The following is an 18,881-nucleotide window of genomic DNA, read 5'->3' as shown; positions in this document are numbered from 1 at the left end:
GTAAAGTTATTGAGGATTTTCGGCCGCTGACGAAAATCTTCCATCACTATATACTCTTAACTATTCACTCTTCACTTTCTTTGAAACCTTGTAAGCCTGCTCCCATGTGTCCTTTACATTTTCTATGATTGGAATTACCTCATCCATTATTGCCGCATCTTTTTTTATATTGGCATCCGTAAGTCTTCTCACTATGAAGTCATACACGGCCATGAGGGACTGTCCCCAGTTTCCCGCTTTTGAAACATCCAGCGTTGCCATAAGCTCATAGAATATATTTTCAGCTTTTATTATATTCTCGTGTGCTTTCTTAGCATCTTTATCAAGTATTGCCTGTCTTCCTATCTTTGCAAATTTGACTCCTCCGTCCACCAGCATCAGAAGCAGCTGGTCCTTGGAAGCAAAATTCACACTGTTGGTTTTATAGGTATTGTAAGCATTAGCAGTATACATGCTAATTCCCTCCTTCTTTAATTAATAGTGCAGAGTGAAAAGTATATAGTATAAATGGAAATTTTTTAACTCCGTTAAAAAATTTCTTCATTGACTATTCACTATTAACTCTTAACTATTAACTCTTAAAACTATTCATTTTTTAACATCTATAATACTTCCCATGTTGTCCACTTTTGAAGTTGAATTTTTTTCCTCTCTAAAGGCATCGACTTTTACTTCTTTCACCCTGGTAGCCTGTACTACTATTTTCTTTCTGCTTTTTCCCTCTTTATATTTGCTGAGCTCTCTTTCAAAATTTCCCTGCTCTTTTTTTCCCTTGTCCTTGTTATTGCTGTCTATAAATATCTTTCTCTTATTATGGACTTTATCGGCACTGGTAGTTTCCTTTACTCTGCGCCTCACTTCAGGGTCTATCTTGTTTAACTTGAATTCCATAACAACACCCCCTTTTTCAATTCACAATTTATAATTCACAGTTCACAATTTTGTATGAAATTTTTTAATATAATTAAAAAATTTCTTCATTAATTATGAATCGTGCATTGCGATTTGTGCATTGAACTAAGCTTTTTCATCCATAAAAAATCCCGACAGCTCACAAAATTTCTCCACCATGTCTATTATCTTCTTTGGAGGCACTTCTTTTATTACCTCGTTTGTATTATCGTCAAGCACCTGAACTACGATATCATTGAATTTACCGTAGATTTCAAACTTTAGATGAGTCCGGGATTCAGCCATTAATTTATTCGCCTCATCTGCCGCATCTTTTGCACTTTTTACAGTTACATTTTTCTGACCGGTCTTCTGTACTGCTGCCTGGCCCTTCAAAAACTCCGGGCCCTCAGTTTCTATACCGGCTTTATTTCCGGAAACTCCGGCAGTCGTCCCTGATGTACCTGTGCTTAATTCCAAAGGCATCTGTCCTCCTTGACCCATACCTGTAACTTCCATGCTAAACACCTCTTTATTTATTTTGCACCTGAATTTATTTTTTTAATTTTTTAAGCAGATTCATATCTGAAGCTGCTGCATTTTTATTTTCCTTCTTCACTTCATCATAAAGTTCTTTTCTAAGTATAGTAATATTTTTCGGAGCGGCTATGGAAAGTTTCACCGTACCGTCTTCAATCCTTGAAACAGTTACTTCTATATCGTCACCAATTAAAAAGGATTCTCCTTTTTTTCTGCTTATAACCAGCAATCAAGCTCCCTCCTCAAAAAGTGGGTATTTTATGGGATAATCCGAGTTATCCAGTATTATTTGTTCCCCAATTTTTTTATTTATATTTATAACCAGCGGGGCTTTCAGATTTGCGGTTATACTTTCTATTTTTGAACTGAGAGTCACTGTATTCATGATTAATATATCCTCATGACTGCTTATGCCCAGGTCTTTCCCCTTGTTCTCATCCAATTTGAATTCATAATCCCTCAATACATTAAACGGTGAAACGAGAATAAGTCCTATGGCTAAATCCTCTATGGACTGGAGTATATAAAACATCTCATTTTCTTCTGCAGGAAATATGATGTATTTCTTTAAATTCTCCAGCCCTGGAATACCCTTTTTAAAGGTTATTATGTCTTTTTCATCATAATGTCTTACACCGTGATACTTTGTCTTTAATTCCATATTATCATCCTTTATTTAGTTAAGAGTGTATAGTGTACAGTATATAGTAATGGTGGAAATTTTTTAATTTTATTAAAAAATTTCTTCCTGAACTTTTAACTATTAACTATTAACTTTTAACTGATATAATCCATAAGCGTAGGCTGCATTATACTGGCTCCGGTCTGGAGACATGCCTGATAGATTGTTATCATGGTAGAATATTCTATGGTTTTTTCCGATATGTCTATATCCTCTGTTTTTGAAAGTATGTCAGTCATATCCACTTTAGCAGAAGAGTTTTGATCCGACAATCCATCCATTCTCTTTTCCTTGGCACCTATCTGGGAATCCACCTTGAGCACCTGCTTCGAAGCTGCATCTATATCTATAAGATCCTGATTCGTAAGCTTTTCTTTAGCTTCTGTCTGATTATCCTCATAAATTATATTTCCATCTGAATCCTTCAGGACATTTCCGCTGGCATCTGTTTTCTCAACCTGTCCCGCCATATGATGTTCTATCCTGTCCATCAAAAGTCTTATATCATCATTTTCCCCCGAACCGTATTTCATCACATCCACCGCCGTGGTGTTGTAATCCAGCACAACTCCCTGGGATACCTCTATATTCTTGGAAGCTCCTATGTTTTCCAGATCCATGCTGGAAAGCTGCTGTCCTCCAGTAGGTATATTCATATCGGTTATATCAGTAGATAGATTTATGTCATCATTGCTGTCTACAGCCAGAAATTTTATATTTCCATCATTGGTCTTGACTACATTTATTTTGTCTCTCAATGTTGAAGTGGAACTCTGTATCTGAGTATTCAAATCCTTCACCACATCATCCACGCTTGAATCCATAGGATCTATAGTAAAAGATTCACCATTAAAAGTCACAGTTTTGCCTTCTGTTAAATTAGTTTCTACAACATCACTATTATTCACTGCTGTGAATTTTACAGTATTATCATCAACCTTAACTATGTTAATTTTACCTTTAAGAGTTGCATCACTATTTAATTTGTCGATTACATCATTTGCTTTTGGTGTATCAGGCAAACCAGACAAATCCAAATTATATGTTGTCCCTTCAATAGTAAAGCTTACTGTGCCCTTGGTTTTTAGAGCAGAAACAGATTGTGATGTCCAATTATTTATATCAAATCCATCTGAAATCACATCAGGGAGATAATCTACCGTATTCCCATCTTTATCTGAATAATCTATTCTGACACAGCCCTTATAGGTATCTGTACTCCGGGTTATATCATAAGTTGAAGTGCTTACGGGTTTTGAAAGACCTGCAGTACCTCCGAATACATACTCTCCCTTGAAATTAGTGTTTAAAAGCTGTGCAATCTGTGATACCTGCTGATTTACTTCATCATTAACCTTATCCCTTTCATCCTGGGTATAAGCTGCATTGCCTCCCTTTTCCAGATTGTTTCTTATATTTGTAAGCACCGTGTTGAGCTGGACAAGAGCTGTGTCCGTAGTCTGCATCCATCCCTGGGCGGCTTTTATATTCACGGCATACTGGGCATTGTAATCTATAGAAGTCTGAAGCTGCATTGCCCTCTGCACATTTATTGGATCATCCGAAGGCTTTGAAAAATTCTTCATGGAAGACATCTGAGTCTGAATTTTACTCAAATTTGCAAGATTTCTCTGCATATCCGTCAGAAAATTATTTGACAATAATTTATTTGTTACTCTCAAAAATAACACCACCTTTTATTAAGTGTAAAGTACATAGTGCAAAGTATATAGTGTATAGTTAATAGTGGTGGTGAAAATTTTTTAATTTTATTAAAAAATTTCTTCATCAACTATCCACTCTCAACTCTTCACTCTCAACTATTGAATTTATTTTTTAAGTCCATTCACCACTACATCCAGAAGTTCATCAATTGTCGATATCATCTTTGCATTTGCCTGGTAGCAGTGCTGGAATTGTATGAGATTTGTCATCTCCTCATCCATGGAAACCCCTGATACAGATTCCCTTGACTGAGTATAGTTGGCAAGCTGGGTGGCTTCATTGCTCACCTGATTTTTTGCCTCCTGCTCATGCATTCCAACCTTGTTCACCAGATCATCAAAGTAGTTGTCAATAGTGGAACCTCCCGTCACGCTTCCCACAGAATACACATTGTTCAACTTGTCATTTGTGGAAAATATGTCTTCAACCAATTCATCTCTAGTTGAAGTTGAAGTCACACTTTGTATATTCATAAGACTGTTTGCCAGCTGTGCTATTGCTGCGGCCCTGTTTCCATCGGTGCTGTCATTGAGGGAATTTCCCTTTGAATCGTATTTGGTGGCAGTTTTTATTTTTGAAGGATCATTCAATATTGCCACATTTACCGTTATGTTCTCCGCATTTATGCTGTTTTCGTCTTCTGCAGTATAGGAACCTGAAGTCCCGGGATCTGCATTTACAAAGAAATTGTTTATGCCTCCTTCATGGGAATCAGCATTGTCTCCGTCTGCAACCCAGCTGCTGCTCTGACTTATTATGGCATTTACGGAAAGGGCCAGTGCCTTTGCAAATTTATTCAGTGTATCCTGGTAATCATCCACATTCTGCTGTACAGCCATATAGCCCTTCAGCTCACCCGTAGGCGGCTTGAAAAGTGCCAGTTGAGCGAAATTAACAGTTGATCCATCTGTTAAATCTCCCGTTCCATCACTATTGGTAATTTCACCGCTGCCATCATTTTTAACGCTATAAGCCATCCCATCTTTATCAGCCCAGAGCACTCTGCTCTCATCCAGCTGCTTCGCCTCATCTGCTGTCATAGTAACCGTAAGGGTGACTTTATTGTCATCTGTAAGGGTATCCCCTTTCCTGTAATAAACAACGGTATAATCACCGTCTCCGGTTGTATTGCCTTCTGCAGGGGTTATGCTGGTTATATAAGAAAAACCGGCAACGTCATAACTGTCCGGATTATCGGACTGGACTATATTGAGCGGGCTGCCGTCAGTTCCAAGCGGTGCTGTACCGTTATCTTCCTTAATGGCGCCGTCATTTGACGTGGTGACATCAATGCCGTCCAGAGATCTCTGGTTTATGGTTATACCAAACTCACTGCTCAGCTGATCCAGGAGCAGATCCCTGCTGTCCATGAGATCGTTGGGGTTCTGTCCGGATATCTTGACATCCTTTATCTGCTGGTTCAATTTTGATATCTGGGACAGCATGCCGTTTATGTCCACCACCAGGTCTTTTATCTCGGTGTTTGTATTGTTCTTGATGCTTGTAAGCTGTGAATAAGTACTGTTTATACTGTTAGTCAGCTGATAAGCCTGCTGTGCAACGGTACTTGCATTTTCCGTGGAACTCGACAGATCCTGCCATGAACTGAAAAACTGCTGTACAAGGGAGGAAATTCCGGTATCCGTGGGCTCGTTCAGGGCATTTTCCACCTGAGTCAGATATTTGTCCTTAGCTGTATACTGGCCGCTTACTCCCATCTGCACCCTTACCTGGTAATCCAGAAAAATATCCCTTATTCTATCTATGGAAGCTACGGTCACTCCTGTTCCCAGCTGTCCTGCACCGGCTGAATTGTCCATGCTTGGCATGGTGTAGGGCGAGGTGGTGACAAGATCAGCCCTTTGCCTGGAATACCCGTCCGTACTTGCATTTGCTATATTGTGTGATGTTACATTTATCGCCGTCTGCTGTGAAAAAAGCCCGCTCTTTGCTGTATTGAATATTGAAAATAGTCCCGGCATTTAATCAACTCCTTTTTTTCAGTTGAGAGTTGAGAGTGTACAGTATATAGTAATGGCGGAAATTTTTAATACAGTTAAAAAATTTCTTCATTAACTCTCAACTTTCAATTCTAAACTCTCAACTATTGATTTTAACTATCTGCTCTTTCCCAACGCATTGTAGGTAACTGTCCTTCTTGTCGGATTGAGTGCCCTCAGCATCTGGTTGGTAAATACAAGCCACTGCTTTATAAGGGCCTCATTTGTATCCTTTTGCAGCTGCACTTTCCCGAGTAATTCCACTATATTTTCATAGGTTTTTTTCATATTTTCATCTTTGGATTCTGCTACAACTTCCCTCATGGGCCTTTTATCTGTAATTTTTCTTCTTTCCACTTCCCAGAAAGCCACGGTCCTGCTTTTTTCCTCCAGTACTTTCACTATTTTGTCCAGTTTAAATACTTTTCTTTTTAAAAGGTACTGGTTTTGATCCTCCAGGGCCTTAAGAAGCTCCTTTAAAACTGAATACTCGTTTTCCATTATATCCATCAACTGCAGTGACACTGCATATCTCACCTCCATAGAACTATGGGGAAAACTATAGTATTTTTCCCTTCATGGCATCTAAAATTCTGGATGCCACCAATTTTTTATCTACATTATAGGTTCCGTTTTCTACAGCCTTTCTTATACTTTCTACTTTTTCCTCAGAATTTATGAATTTGTTCTCAGGAGAATAAGAGCTCAAGCTTTTTCCTGCAGAAGAAATTTCAATGGAATCCTTTTTATCCATGTTTTTAATTGTCCCATGTTCCTTTTTGTTTATTCCGTAAATATTAAATGCCTGGTTCGAAATGATCCCATTAATCTTCATATAAACACACTCCTTAAATCAACATATCCAAATGTTCCTTACTGTTATTAATATTATCGGGTATACATATTTAAGGTTTATACTTTAAGCAAAAGATAAAGAGTTATTTTCGGCTCAAAGTCCCTTAAAATAGCTACTTTATCGCATATTATAAATCTGATTATATTATCAATTAAAACAAAATCAAAAGTATATTATTTAAGAGTTAACAGTAAATGAAGCTTTTCAGCCCAGCCCGAAAAGCAACCAAAACTATCAACTCTCAACTCTCAACTCTCAACTATAAAAAAATCTATCTCAAGGATTGGATCCTCTCCTCATTGCTCACAATACCCGTTATCCTGACTCCAAAATTTTCATCCACTACTACAACTTCACCGTAAGCTATCTTCTTTCCATTGACCAGTATCTCCACAGGTTCCTCCGCCAGTTTATCCAGCTCCACCAGGGAGCCTGTTCCCAGGTTCAGTATATCCTTTATGTTCTTTCTCGTCCTTCCAAGCACCACTGATATTTCAAGGGGCACATCCAATATCAGATCTATGTTTTTAGGCACGATCTCCGTGGCCTTTGATTTGCCAAGGGGCTGAAAGGCCGCCTCTTTCACCGGTACTTTTTTGTTCACCGCACCTGCTGAACTCGTTTCTATAGGTTTTTCATTTATACTGCCTTCCCGGGAATTATTCTGCTGTGAAGCCGCATCAGAAGCTGCAGCTGAAGGTTGTGTTTCCGGTTGTGCAGCCGGAGATTGTGTTTCTGACTGTGGAGCCGGAGCATCCTTTTTTTCCTCACTGCTTTTAGATGAAGATTCAGCGGCGGCAGCCTCTTCCTCAGCATTTTCCTGACCCATCATTATGGAGACTATCTTCTTTGCAGTTTCCATAGGAAAGAGCTGCATTATATGACTGTCCACCAGTTTGCCTATTTTAAGTGAAAATGACACTTTAACCACAGGTTCCTCGTCACTTATTCCTTCGGACAGAGGCTCTGTAAGATCCGTCCATATTTTTGACTTGGGAGGGGATATATTTACTTCCCTCATAAACATGGTGGCCATGGATGTAGCTGCAGAACCTATCATCTGGTTCATGGCTTCCGACACCGCACTTACTTCTATTTCACTGAGTTCGGATTTTTCTTCTTTCAGCTGGCCGCTTCCTCCCATCATAAGATCTGCTATAACAGCTGCGTCCATCACCTTCATCACAAGAAGATTTTCTCCCACTATACCTCTGGTATACTGAACCTCCAGGGCAATATTGGGAACTTCAAATTCATCCTTCAATTTTTTCAACGTAGTTACAGTAACTACGGGAGTAGTTATATTCACCTGCTGGTTTATTATTGTAGAAAGTGCTGTGGACGCAGATCCCATGGATATATTTCCTATCTCCCCAAGTAAATCTTTTTGTACATCTGACAATTCAGCTGCACCCTGGGAGTTCATTTCTGACGATGGATCCGTTTTTTCTTTTTTATCTTCTCCACCATTTAAAAGTGCATCTATTTCTTCCTGCGAAAGAAACCCATTCCCGTTCCCGTTACTCATAATTTTCCACATCCTTACTTATAATATCTAGTATCTCAACGCCCATGCTTTTCCCCATTACACCAGGCTTTCCATAACAATATACCTTGTTTTCTACCGTCATCTTTACGGGACTTTTGGTGCTTTCATCCAAAGCAACTACATCCCCTATATTCAGATTCAGAAATTCTTTCACCGTAAGACTGGCAGTTCCAAGTATGGCAGAAAGCTGGACTTCCACTACATTGAGTCTCTTTCTCAGCTTTTCCTTGGATTCATTTACTATTTCCTCATTGCTGTCCTGGAACCAGTACTGCACTACCAGCTTGTCCAGCACTTTTTCTATGGACAGATATGGAATGCATATGTTTATGAAAGTGCTTTTCTTCCCCATTTCCACGGAAAAAGTTATAAGTGCCACAGGATCATTGGGTGCAAGGGTCTGGTTTAGAGCCGGATTTGTCTCAATTCCCTCTACCTCTGTTTCCACAGGCATTACATCTTCCCAGGCCAGTTTCAAATTCGATATGAGCCCTGAATTGACCACTTTTATAATATTTTTATCTATATCTGTAAATTCTCTGGCCTTATACTTTCCCACTCCGCTTCCGCCTAAAAGCAGGTCTATAATTTCAAATACAAATTGAGGATTTATTTCAAACAATATTGAGCCGCTTAAAGGCGGCATCTTGAATATAGTCAATACAGTAGGGTTTGGCACAGAATGGATAAATTCCTCATAGGTTATCTGCTGAACCGACTCCAGTTTCACCTTCACGGTGCTTCTCACCTGAGCAGTCAAATAATTTGAAATTATCCTGGCATAATTGTCATGAATAAGTTCCAAAGTCCTTATATGATCTTTAGAAAATTTCTGGGGGCTTCTAAAATCATAGGGCTTTACTTTTTGTTTTTCTTCCTCCTTAGGCAGCTCATCAGGAGTAAGCTCTCCCGCAGACAAGGCAGCTAAAAGGTCATCTATCTCATTTTGTGATAATACTTCTGCCATTCTCTCCCCTCATTTCTTGTGAAAATTCTAATTTAAAAGAAGTTTGTCTATATCGATCAATGTAACTATTCTGTCTTCAAGATTTATTATTCCCTCTATATAGGCTTTTTTTCTTTCATCATTTACCTTTTCAATAATATTTTCCTCTAAATCCAAAACTTCATCTACCTGATCCACGGTTATGCCTACTAATTCATCTTCCATTTCAAGTATGATTATACTGCTTCCGCCTTTATCACTCTTTGGGATATCCATCAAAAGATTTATGTCTAAAAGCGATATTACATTTCCCCTTAAATTTATAAGTCCTTTTATATAGGCCGGTGCCTTGGGAACTCTCGTTATCTCCATGGCATCATTTATACTTTGAACTTTAGCTGTTTCCACAGCAAATTGCTCATTATTCAATTTAAATACGACAACCTGCATGTTTACACCTCCATGTACACAAGCGGGTACACAAAATTATGTACTTATAAGCTTGGCATATTAAAGTACGATTTCCATATATTCCAGTAAAAATTCAATCTTTAATTTAAAATTTAATACTACACAATTATTTCGTTATAAATCACATTACCTTTATATTGGTTATAAAATTTTAACTGCAATTTTACATTTCACTACAATTCATCTATGAGTTTACAACCTTGTTTATAGCCTCCAGCACCCTGTCAGGCTGAAATGGCTTTACAATAAAATCCCTTGCCCCGGCCTTTATTGCATCCATGACCATGGTCTGCTGTCCCATTGCAGAACACATTATCACCTTGGCAGCCGGATCCATGGCCTTTATCTGCTTTACAGCTTCAATACCATCCATATCCGGCATCGTTATGTCCATAGTCACCACATCAGGGCTTTCCTTCTTATACAATTCCACAGCCTTTATTCCATTGTTTGCTTCTCCCACTATTTCAAAGCCATTTTTTTCTAATATGTCCTTTATCATCATTCTCATAAAAGCAGCGTCATCCACAATTAATATTTTAGCCATTTTTTTCCCTCCAAATTATATACTACTATATATTGCCTATTCCTAAGGCATTTAAAATTTTTTCAAGAGATCCGGGCACAGGAACATAGTAAAAATGCCCGCTTACCTCAGTGTTGTCCTGCATAAGCAGTGTTTCTATATCAATGACATAATCATCGAATTGTCCTGATTCTATAAATGTGGTGGAAAGTATCGCACCCAGCATGTCACAGGTAACTGCAGGTACCGAAGGTATAACATATAATCCTGTAAATTTTGCCATTGAACTCATATAAGAACTGGCTATTATGTTTCCCACTTCACATACAACCGAATTTCCCATATCGTCCATGTATTCTTTTTTCTGTCCCAGAAGCATATGCACAAGATCAAGAGCAGTATTTTTTTCAAATATAAACAGTATGTTTCCGGGTGCATCCCCCAGTATTCTAACTATTACCCCTACAACTATCTCATCTCCTCCTATACTGTCAAAAATGTCCTGAAAAGGCACTATGTTTATAGAAGGCACTGTCATGTCAACTTTTGTATTTAAAAGCTGTGAAAGGGCCGTGGCTGCATTTCCTGTACCTATGTTGCCCACTTCCTTAAGTGCATCCAGCTGTATGGGTGTAAGTTCTTTGTAATCCATAATGTTCCTCCCTACACTATGAAAGCAACATCCAGTATAAGCGTTACAAGTCCATCGCCAAGTATTGTTGCTCCCATGTATTCTTTCAGGTTCTGCAGTGTTTTTCCAAGAGGCTTTATGACAATTTCCCTCTGCCCCAAAAGTGAATCCACCATGAGTCCTACAGTCTTCTCCCCTACTTTGACTATGACAATGTATTTTTTTCTGCTGTCGGATTTCGCAATTCCAAGTTTGTCATACAACCTTACAAGAGGTATTACACTTCCATTATATATTATAACTTCCCTATTATTTGTAATTTTAACCATATCATCGCTGTAATCTATAACTCTGTCCACATATCCAAGGGATATGGCCATGGTCTCATTCCCTGCTCCTACAAGCAGCACCTGAATTATCTGAAGGGTAAGAGGAAGCCTTATTATAAAGGAAGATCCCTTGTCTTTTTCACTTATGAGATCAACAGTGCCTCCCAGAGAGGATATTTTGGTCTTCACCACATCCATGCCCACTCCTCTTCCTGAGATATCGGTAACTTCTTTATTGGTGCTGAATCCCTGCATGAATATGAGATTTTTTATATCATTGTCCGACATGCCTTCCGTATTTATGCCAATGCTTTCTGCCTTTTCCTTTACCTTGTCCACAGGTATTCCGCTTCCATCGTCCTCAACTTTTATTACTGCCTTGGTTCCTTCCTGATATGCAATGAGTTTTATTTTACCTACAGGATCCTTTCCTTTTGCAATTCTCTCTTCTTTAGGCTCCACACCGTGATCTGCGGCATTTCTGATCAAGTGAATCAGAGGTTCTCCTATTTCATCTATTACTGTCCTGTCAAGTTCTGTATCCGCCCCTTGAATAATAAGTTTCATTTCCTTGTCCAGCTCTACAGACAAATCCCTTATCATTCTGGGGAATCTGTTAAATACCGTATCCAGCGGCAGCATCCTGATTTTCATCACCAGATCCTGAAGATCGGAAGTGGTTCTTGCAACCTGCTCTAAAGTTTCATTGAGCTCAGTCAGTTTATAATTGCTGCTTATCTGTTCAAGCCTTGTCCTATTTATGACCAGCTCAGATACCATGTTCATGAACTTGTCGAGTCTTTCCAGATCCACCCTTACAGATTGGTGAACTTTCTTGTGGTTTTGTTTTTTAGCAGCATTTTTATTTTCTTTTTTCCTGGTTCCTGAGACAGCAGGCTTGGGCTTTATAGTGTCTTTAGCTGCAGCCTGACTTTTGGATCTGGCTTTTATTTCATCTTCTTTAGATGTATTTTCCTGGATTTTCTTCTCCTTCACGGATTTTATATCTACAGCTTTTACATCTACTTTTTCAACTTCAGATATATTGCTGACAGTATTATAAACTTTATCCTCATCATCTTTGGTCAATAATACAAGCTGTATCTCAAATTCAAAATCTTCATTTTCTATGTCCTCTACACCGGGAATAGATTTTATTATCTCTCCTATTTCCTCCAGGTTTTTGAATATTAGAAATGCTCTGGCGGACTTCAAAAGTGTGTTTTCACTCAAATCAATTTTTATCTCATAAGCTTTAAAGCCCTTGTCTCCTGCCTGCTTTACCACATTTATATCATACTCATTCAATGCCACAGAAGAGACATCTGCCTCACTGGTTTTCACTGCATTATCTTCACTATTGTCTTTAGCTTCCACTGTGGTATTTTCACTGCTGCCTTTGGTTTCTGCATTTTTTTGTCCGGCGGATACTTGCTGAGGGTTACCCGAGATCTTTTCCAGTTCCTGTATAATGCCTTCAATAGGCACTTTTTCATCTACTCCATCTTCTATATTCTTTATCATGTGTTCAAGGGTATCCAGGCACTTGAACAAAACTGTGACTACATCCTGGGTGACTTTAAGCTCTCCATCTCTAAATTCAGATAATACATCCTCCATTTTATGTGTGAGTTCTGCCACTTCGTTAAAACCCATGGTTGCCGCCATTCCCTTTATGGTATGTGCAACTCTAAAGATTTCATTCACCTTGTCTATATTATCCGGTTCCTGTTCAAGTTGAAGCAGCGAATCATTCAGCGTCTGCAAATTGTCCATTGCTTCCTCCAGAAACATATCCATATACTGCGACGTATCCATTTATTTCCCTCCTTATAGCTTTCTGTACATAAAGGTAGATGCCTTTTCAAAATCATAATCTTTATAATTATATATGCTTTCAGTGGCTCCTACAAATAACAAACCTCCCTTTTTCAAAGATTTGCTGAATTTTTTGTATATATTGTCCTTTATATCCTGATTGAAATATATAACCACGTTTCTACATATTATCAAATCAAAATTATCTTCATACCTTTCAAGGATAAGGTCATGCTTTTTAAAAGTGACCATATTCTTGATTTTATCGGTTATGATATATTTATCGTCTTTTAGTGTAAAATACTTATTTAAATATTCATTTTTTACATTTTTTATTTCCGATAGAGCATATTCGCCTCTCCTTGCTCTTTCAATTATGGTATTGTCTATATCTGTTGCGATTATCCTGTGTCTGCCCAGGGGACTTAATTCATTTAGATATATGGCCACCGAATAGGGCTCAGCTCCAATTGAGCAGGCCGCACTCCATATTTTCAAAGAATTGTTCCTGCACAGAAGTTCCTCCTGCAGCCTGGCTTTAAGCTCTGCAAATATTTCCGGATTTCTAAAGAATTCAGATACGTTTATGGTTATAAAGTCCAGAAACTTTTTTCTCTGCAGGACGTCCGCTTTTAGAAGTGCTATATATTCCTCTATGCTTTTTACGCCAACTCTGGACATAAGGCTGTTTATCCGCCGGTGCAGCTGATTTGGCTTGTAGGCAGACAGATTTATATTGAATTCCCTGAGAACCCACTTTTCAAAATAATCCATATCCATAACCATAGTTCTACCTCCTGCCCAGTCTTATTATTTTCAATATTTCATCTGCTATTTTATCTATGGGCAGCACTATATCCACTTTGCCGGTGGCATAAGCCGCTTTTGGCATACCATAAATGGTACAGGTGGATTCATCTTCAGCTATGGTAATTCCACCGCCTTTTTTTATCTCCACGGTTCCATTTGCCCCATCTCTTCCCATGCCGGTCAAAACTGCACTTACTATATTTTCCCCGTACACCCGGGAGGCAGATAAAAACAATTTATCCACAGCAGGCCTTACACCCCAGATAGCAGGTTCTTCATTTAAATGTATCTTTTTATCCTTCCAGACTTCCATATGAAATCCTGCAGGAGCTACATAAACAGTATTTTTTTTCACATCTATACTACTGCCCGCCTCCAGAACCTTTAAATGTGAATTGGAATCAAGCCTTTCTGCAAAAGCCCTGGTAAATCCTACAGGCATATGCTGCACTACAAATACCGGCACTCCAATATCCTCGGGAAACTTTGTTATAACTGAATACAGTGCCTTTGGTCCACCTGTAGACGCCCCTATCACCACTGCATCTATATGTTTTTTTCTCTCCACTCTCATGCTTTCTGTATTTTTCAAAACAGGCCTGACGTAAGCGGCAGTCTCTTCTCTGCTTTTCTCTCTATCTGCCGTACCTGAGCTTTTCTTTATCCTGTTTATACTTCCATAAGCTGCCTTTATTTTCTGTACCAACTCCATTTTCACTTTATTTATATCTAAAGATATGGTGCCGGAAGGTTTGGGCAAAAAATCAAATGCTCCTGCCTCAAGACATTCCATGGTAAGCTTTGTACCTTCTTTAGAAATACTGCTTAAAACTATTACCGGTATATCTATTCCTCTCTTTTTCAATTCTTTAAGGGCGGTTATGCCGTCCATTTTAGGCATTTCCACATCCAGTGTAATCATATCAGGCATATTCCCCCTGAATTTTACAGAAAGCTTGTCTAAAAGATCTTCACCATTTCTAGCTGTACCTACAGCTTCCATAGAAGGGTCATCATTTATCATGTCCGAAATTATTTTCCTCATGAGTGCAGAATCATCTACCACTAAAACTCTAATTTTATACAAAGCACTATCACTCCATTAATCTCTAAATTTCCTTCATACCTATTCCCACTGTTTTTATTCTAACTACTCCATTGGAAGTATCGAATATCATGGTCCTCCCTTTATTACCTCCCAGATCTTCCGCCAATATGGGAATGGAGTACTTCTGCAGTATATTTTTCACCGCATCACCATTTCTTCTTCCTATGTCCATAATCATACTTTTATCTGAAAAATTAAACATGGACGCTCCTCCAGCTATCTTTGCCTTCAGCTCACTTTTGTTTATACCTAATCTTTCCAATTTTTCTATCAACATGGGAACGGCTAAATCAGCAAATTTCATCGGATTTTTTTTACTGCTGAACTGAGTACTGTCCGGCAGCATTATGTGTGCCAATCCACCTGCGTTTATCCTTCTGTTATAAAGAGCTATTCCCACACAGGAACCCAATCCTATAGTTATAATTTTATCCGGAGAACTGGCGGTATTCATATCTGCTATTCCTACCTTTATTTCTTTTATCTCCATAAGTATGCAACCTCTCAATTTAAATTATATGAGTTCCTTCTCCTCTTCTGTCAATATCTTTGCCAAATTCAAAAATATTATTATCTTTTCATCTATTTTTATAAGTCCCTTGATATATCTCTTGGATATTCCAGATATTATTTCAGGAGGTACCTCTATATTATCGGAATTTATATCTCTTACTTCAGATACCACATCAACTACTATCCCTATTTTATTTCCATCCTGTTTTGTAACTATAATTTTAGCCTGATCACTCTTCTGCTGGGAATCAAGTCCAAATCTTTTAGTAAGGGATATAATAGGAAGTATATTACCCTCATAATTTATGACTCCTTCCACAAAATCAGGTGAATCAGGCAGTTTGGTAGTCTCCTCATATCCTAAAATTCTCTCTATCTCCATAATATCCGTAGCATAATATTCTTCACCTATACTGAATATCAACACTTTTATTTCCTTGTCATCCATTTAAAAATCCTCCTTAATTATTTAAAATAATCTATAATTACAATACAAATTTATCTACTACTATGAGGCCGTCTTTTAAATAAGCATGCACATTTTTACTTGGAGAATCCAGTACGCTTTCCCTGTTTCCAACCTTGAATATGGTATTGTGGTAAGCTATATCAGCCCATATATTGCCTTCGCTTCCCACCTGAAGCTTGGTGGACACACCCGCCGTACTTCCCACCACCTTGCATTTGATCTCTTCTCCGGCTTTCAAAGTTCCTCCTCTCGCCACACTTCCCTCCATTATAAACTTAATAGAATTACTGGCTTTAATGTCCGATATGTATTCTCCCTTTCCTGTAATCATCACACCGCCTGAGCTCTGTATGTCTGAATCCTGGCAATAAGCTATGCTTACATTCACAGGAAGTTCAAGCGTTTTTTCAAAGTACTCCACTTTATTATCGACTTTATATATGAGTTCATTTAGTTCTAAATAATTTTTTATACTTATGGGTCCTATTCCCATGAATTTCGTCTTTATATATTGGACTATTTCATCCTCTTCATTATTATCGCTGTCCATATTTAAATCTGCAATCACATTTATACTCAATCTTAAAAGAATTTTAAATTTATTTTCCAGCAATATCTTTATTATTTCACCGTCTTTTTTATTTGCTCCAAGTAAATTGTAGGTTTTTATCTCCTTCACCACTTCGGTCAGTTTAGTCAGATTCTCACTGAATTTTTTCAGATGCTCCACTGCATTGAGCTTTTTTACATTTTCTCCACCGCCGCATATTTTTGACGCAACTACACTGCCGCCTATAATTATATTACCAACGGCAGTTAAATTTGCCCTCTCCACTTCTCTGTCCACGGTGAGATCATTCCCGCATACCACTTTCATTCCCTCTTTTATATCTCCATGCACTACTACATCTCCTATAAATCTCACATTTCCAGTGCTCAAATCCACATCACCATTTATCTCATGAACCTGGTGTACATAATAGGTATTTCCATCTACACCGGGCTTTCCATCAATAGCTGCTTCCACCGTATCTGCATCTCTGAGTATACAGCCTACTCCTGCTTTAAGCTTTAACTGCTTTCCATTTTTGCATTTCAATACCCTGCCGTTTACATCAAGGCCTTTTTCACCTTTGGTTCCCACATGCCTTACTGCAATTATATCCCCTTTTTTTACTGCATTTACAGATCCTATACTTTTAAAATCCACATTGCCCAGCTGATCCTCTTCTAGATCAGAAAAAGTCTTAAATTTCGACTCTATTAGATCATCTTTTCCATCCATGGGTTCTTTTCCTCTTGCTATGAGCACTTTTTTATTATTTTCTACGGATTTCCCTAAATTTTCTTCTATTATACCATAAACCACATTATTATTGGATAATTCTTCTTTGATTTCCTCTGCGGTATACTTAGGCGGAAACACTCTCTCACTTATTTCAGCTTTAAAGCTTAATTTCTGACTTTCTTCTTCATCTTTCAACACATATTTATTTTTAGGAGTATATCTTACTTCCAGATAGGCACTCATCCTGTCATCAGATACATATATATTCAATTCCCTCTTTGGTTCATTTTCATAAAAATTAACCTTTATATCACTATGTTCAAAAACCTCACATCTATCTTCAACTTCCACTCCATCCACTAAAATAGTCATTCCCTTGCTCTTATAGATCATTGCAGGTTTTCCGTCTTCTTTAGGATTCTTTACAATTATTTCGCCATGAACCACCTTGATGCCGCCGTTATTTTTATCTATGCCAAAATTCTGGGCCTTCTCCCCGGAAGACACCACTTCTTTTTTTTCAGAAGGTGTCACTTCTTCTTTTACATTACTTTCAAAAATTTCCACTACTATTTTCTTCTTCTTGAAAAATGATTTTTTTTCCTTCAATATGTTGTATCCCAATTTATCCACAGGTGTGTTCATCTCGCGGCTTGCAGATTTAAGGCATTCCTCCAGTGAAATTCCCTCGTATATCTTTTTCATAATAATCTCCCCCACAATAAAAGCTTAACTGTAAAAATTTTTTACTATTTTACATATTCTTCTGTTTTAAAATTTTCTATGTCATTTTTCACTTCCCTGTTATATGCATTCATTATCCTAAGTAGTATCCTATTGCTGGCAGAGTCAAATTGAATATCTCCCACTGCCTTTACGGGCAGCACTTTTGGAGAAGTGCCAGATATGAAAACGGCATCAAATTTATCTATGTCCCTGTAGTTTACATTCTGCTCCAGTACCTGCAAACCCAATCCAGTGCAAATCTGCATTATAATATTTCTGGTAGTTCCAGGCAGCACTGTTTCAAGAGGTGCCGTCATAACCTTTTCATCTTTTATCATAAATATATTGGACCTGCTTCCTTCAGTTATGTTTCCCAGCCTGTTTACGAGCACCGCCTCAAATATGCCGCTGTCCTCTATTTTTCTATCCACCCGTGCTCTAAATTCCCGATTCACCACTTTGGCATTTGGATTTTCCCTCTCAATATGAAAGAAGTCAGTACGCACTCCCTCCTGGTAATCTTCAGGAGATGGGTAATGATGTTCTACAAAATACGCTAAAAATCTATTATTTTCACCAAAATTGAATATAAGTCTTACATTTCCATCGTGAATTTGATTCACCTGTATAAGTTTAATTATACTCAATGTAATTTCTTCCCTCGTAAGCCAGAGTTTCAAATCTGTTATCCTGAATGAATTGTCTAGTCTGTCCAGATGGGCTTTTAAAAATAAAGGTCTGCCATCTATTATACGTATTACTTCATACAGTGATTTTCCCTCTCTAAGTATATTATCGTCAAATTTTTCTCTTTCTTTTACTTTATCGTCGTATAAAAAAAACTTGCTAACACATTCACTCATTGTAAACTCCCTCTTTTGATTTATATTTTACTACATTTTATCATTATCCCGAATAATTTCCTACCTTTTATCTTTCCAATCATGCCACCCATATGATATCATAGAAAGGAAGAAAATCTACAGCTTAAAGACCAAATGAG

21 protein-coding genes are annotated in these 18,881 nt (G+C 38.0%); all 21 read right to left on the bottom strand.

Features of this window, described 5'->3' with window-relative positions; translation table 11 throughout:
• Window positions 1–60: 60 nt before the first annotated feature.
• The 21 genes from fliS to CLLU_RS08825 all read right to left on the bottom strand — a co-directional run bounded on the left by fliS (window position 61) and on the right by CLLU_RS08825 (window position 18,741).
• On the bottom strand, window positions 61–453 hold the full coding sequence (gene fliS, locus CLLU_RS08925; RefSeq protein WP_106009401.1) for a flagellar export chaperone FliS: 393 nt from the start codon (window positions 451–453) through the stop codon (window positions 61–63).
• A gap of 135 nt (window positions 454–588) precedes the next feature.
• Entirely contained in the window at window positions 589–891 is a 303-nt protein-coding gene (locus CLLU_RS08920; protein ID WP_106009400.1) for a hypothetical protein, read from the bottom strand.
• Window positions 892–1,017: 126 nt separating this feature from the next.
• A complete protein-coding gene (locus tag CLLU_RS08915) occupies window positions 1,018–1,410 on the bottom strand; it encodes a flagellar protein FlaG (protein ID WP_106009399.1) in 393 nt (130 codons plus the stop codon).
• Window positions 1,411–1,444: 34 nt separating this feature from the next.
• The gene (csrA, locus tag CLLU_RS08910) at window positions 1,445–1,660 is read right to left on the bottom strand and encodes a carbon storage regulator CsrA (RefSeq protein ID WP_106009398.1); all 216 of its coding nucleotides are present in this window, start codon (window positions 1,658–1,660) and stop codon (window positions 1,445–1,447) included.
• The gene (gene fliW / locus CLLU_RS08905) at window positions 1,661–2,092 is read right to left on the bottom strand and encodes a flagellar assembly protein FliW (RefSeq protein WP_106009397.1); all 432 of its coding nucleotides are present in this window, start codon (window positions 2,090–2,092) and stop codon (window positions 1,661–1,663) included.
• Window positions 2,093–2,208: 116 nt separating this feature from the next.
• Window positions 2,209–3,804, bottom strand: a complete 1,596-nt coding sequence (locus CLLU_RS08900; protein WP_420866704.1) for a flagellin N-terminal helical domain-containing protein — start codon at window positions 3,802–3,804, stop codon at window positions 2,209–2,211.
• Window positions 3,805–3,942: 138 nt separating this feature from the next.
• The gene (flgK, locus tag CLLU_RS08895; RefSeq protein WP_106009395.1) at window positions 3,943–5,820 is read right to left on the bottom strand and encodes a flagellar hook-associated protein FlgK; all 1,878 of its coding nucleotides are present in this window, start codon (window positions 5,818–5,820) and stop codon (window positions 3,943–3,945) included.
• A gap of 135 nt (window positions 5,821–5,955) precedes the next feature.
• Entirely contained in the window at window positions 5,956–6,363 is a 408-nt protein-coding gene (locus tag CLLU_RS08890; protein WP_106009394.1) for a flagellar protein FlgN, read from the bottom strand.
• A 34-nt stretch (window positions 6,364–6,397) separates the two neighbouring features.
• Window positions 6,398–6,673, bottom strand: a complete 276-nt coding sequence (flgM, locus tag CLLU_RS08885; protein ID WP_106009393.1) for a flagellar biosynthesis anti-sigma factor FlgM — start codon at window positions 6,671–6,673, stop codon at window positions 6,398–6,400.
• A gap of 292 nt (window positions 6,674–6,965) precedes the next feature.
• The gene (gene fliY / locus CLLU_RS08880; protein ID WP_106009392.1) at window positions 6,966–8,222 is read right to left on the bottom strand and encodes a flagellar motor switch phosphatase FliY; all 1,257 of its coding nucleotides are present in this window, start codon (window positions 8,220–8,222) and stop codon (window positions 6,966–6,968) included.
• Entirely contained in the window at window positions 8,215–9,210 is a 996-nt protein-coding gene (gene fliM / locus CLLU_RS08875; RefSeq protein ID WP_106009391.1) for a flagellar motor switch protein FliM, read from the bottom strand. The genes fliY and fliM overlap by 8 nt, the downstream gene beginning before the upstream one ends.
• Before the next feature lie 27 nt (window positions 9,211–9,237).
• Window positions 9,238–9,639 carry a chemotaxis protein CheW gene (locus CLLU_RS08870; RefSeq protein WP_106009390.1) on the bottom strand — a complete coding sequence of 134 codons (402 nt, stop codon included), beginning with the start codon at window positions 9,637–9,639 and terminating at the stop codon, window positions 9,238–9,240.
• Between the two features lie 205 nt (window positions 9,640–9,844).
• Entirely contained in the window at window positions 9,845–10,207 is a 363-nt protein-coding gene (locus tag CLLU_RS08865; protein WP_106009389.1) for a response regulator, read from the bottom strand.
• A 25-nt stretch (window positions 10,208–10,232) separates the two neighbouring features.
• The gene (locus CLLU_RS08860) at window positions 10,233–10,838 is read right to left on the bottom strand and encodes a chemotaxis protein CheC (protein WP_106009388.1); all 606 of its coding nucleotides are present in this window, start codon (window positions 10,836–10,838) and stop codon (window positions 10,233–10,235) included.
• Window positions 10,839–10,849: 11 nt separating this feature from the next.
• Window positions 10,850–12,964 carry a chemotaxis protein CheA gene (locus CLLU_RS08855; protein ID WP_106009387.1) on the bottom strand — a complete coding sequence of 705 codons (2,115 nt, stop codon included), beginning with the start codon at window positions 12,962–12,964 and terminating at the stop codon, window positions 10,850–10,852.
• A 12-nt stretch (window positions 12,965–12,976) separates the two neighbouring features.
• On the bottom strand, window positions 12,977–13,744 hold the full coding sequence (locus CLLU_RS08850; protein ID WP_106009409.1) for a CheR family methyltransferase: 768 nt from the start codon (window positions 13,742–13,744) through the stop codon (window positions 12,977–12,979).
• A gap of 10 nt (window positions 13,745–13,754) precedes the next feature.
• Window positions 13,755–14,861 (bottom strand): protein-glutamate methylesterase/protein-glutamine glutaminase, encoded by a 1,107-nt coding sequence (locus CLLU_RS08845; protein ID WP_106009386.1) that lies wholly within the window; start codon window positions 14,859–14,861, stop codon window positions 13,755–13,757.
• Between the two features lie 22 nt (window positions 14,862–14,883).
• Window positions 14,884–15,372, bottom strand: a complete 489-nt coding sequence (locus tag CLLU_RS08840) for a chemotaxis protein CheD (protein ID WP_106009385.1) — start codon at window positions 15,370–15,372, stop codon at window positions 14,884–14,886.
• A gap of 24 nt (window positions 15,373–15,396) precedes the next feature.
• The gene (locus CLLU_RS08835) at window positions 15,397–15,843 is read right to left on the bottom strand and encodes a chemotaxis protein CheW (protein WP_106009384.1); all 447 of its coding nucleotides are present in this window, start codon (window positions 15,841–15,843) and stop codon (window positions 15,397–15,399) included.
• Window positions 15,844–15,880: 37 nt separating this feature from the next.
• Window positions 15,881–17,857, bottom strand: a complete 1,977-nt coding sequence (locus CLLU_RS08830; protein WP_106009383.1) for a DUF342 domain-containing protein — start codon at window positions 17,855–17,857, stop codon at window positions 15,881–15,883.
• Window positions 17,858–17,901: 44 nt separating this feature from the next.
• Entirely contained in the window at window positions 17,902–18,741 is an 840-nt protein-coding gene (locus tag CLLU_RS08825; protein ID WP_106009382.1) for an aminotransferase class IV, read from the bottom strand.
• Window positions 18,742–18,881 lie beyond the last annotated feature (140 nt).

Origin of the sequence: Clostridium luticellarii, assembly GCF_002995845.1 — a bacterium.
Taxonomy (GTDB): Bacteria; Bacillota; Clostridia; order Clostridiales; family Clostridiaceae; genus Clostridium_B; species Clostridium_B luticellarii.
The sequence above is the reverse complement of the archived record's forward strand: the minus strand, read 5'-3'. Positions and strand labels throughout refer to the sequence as shown.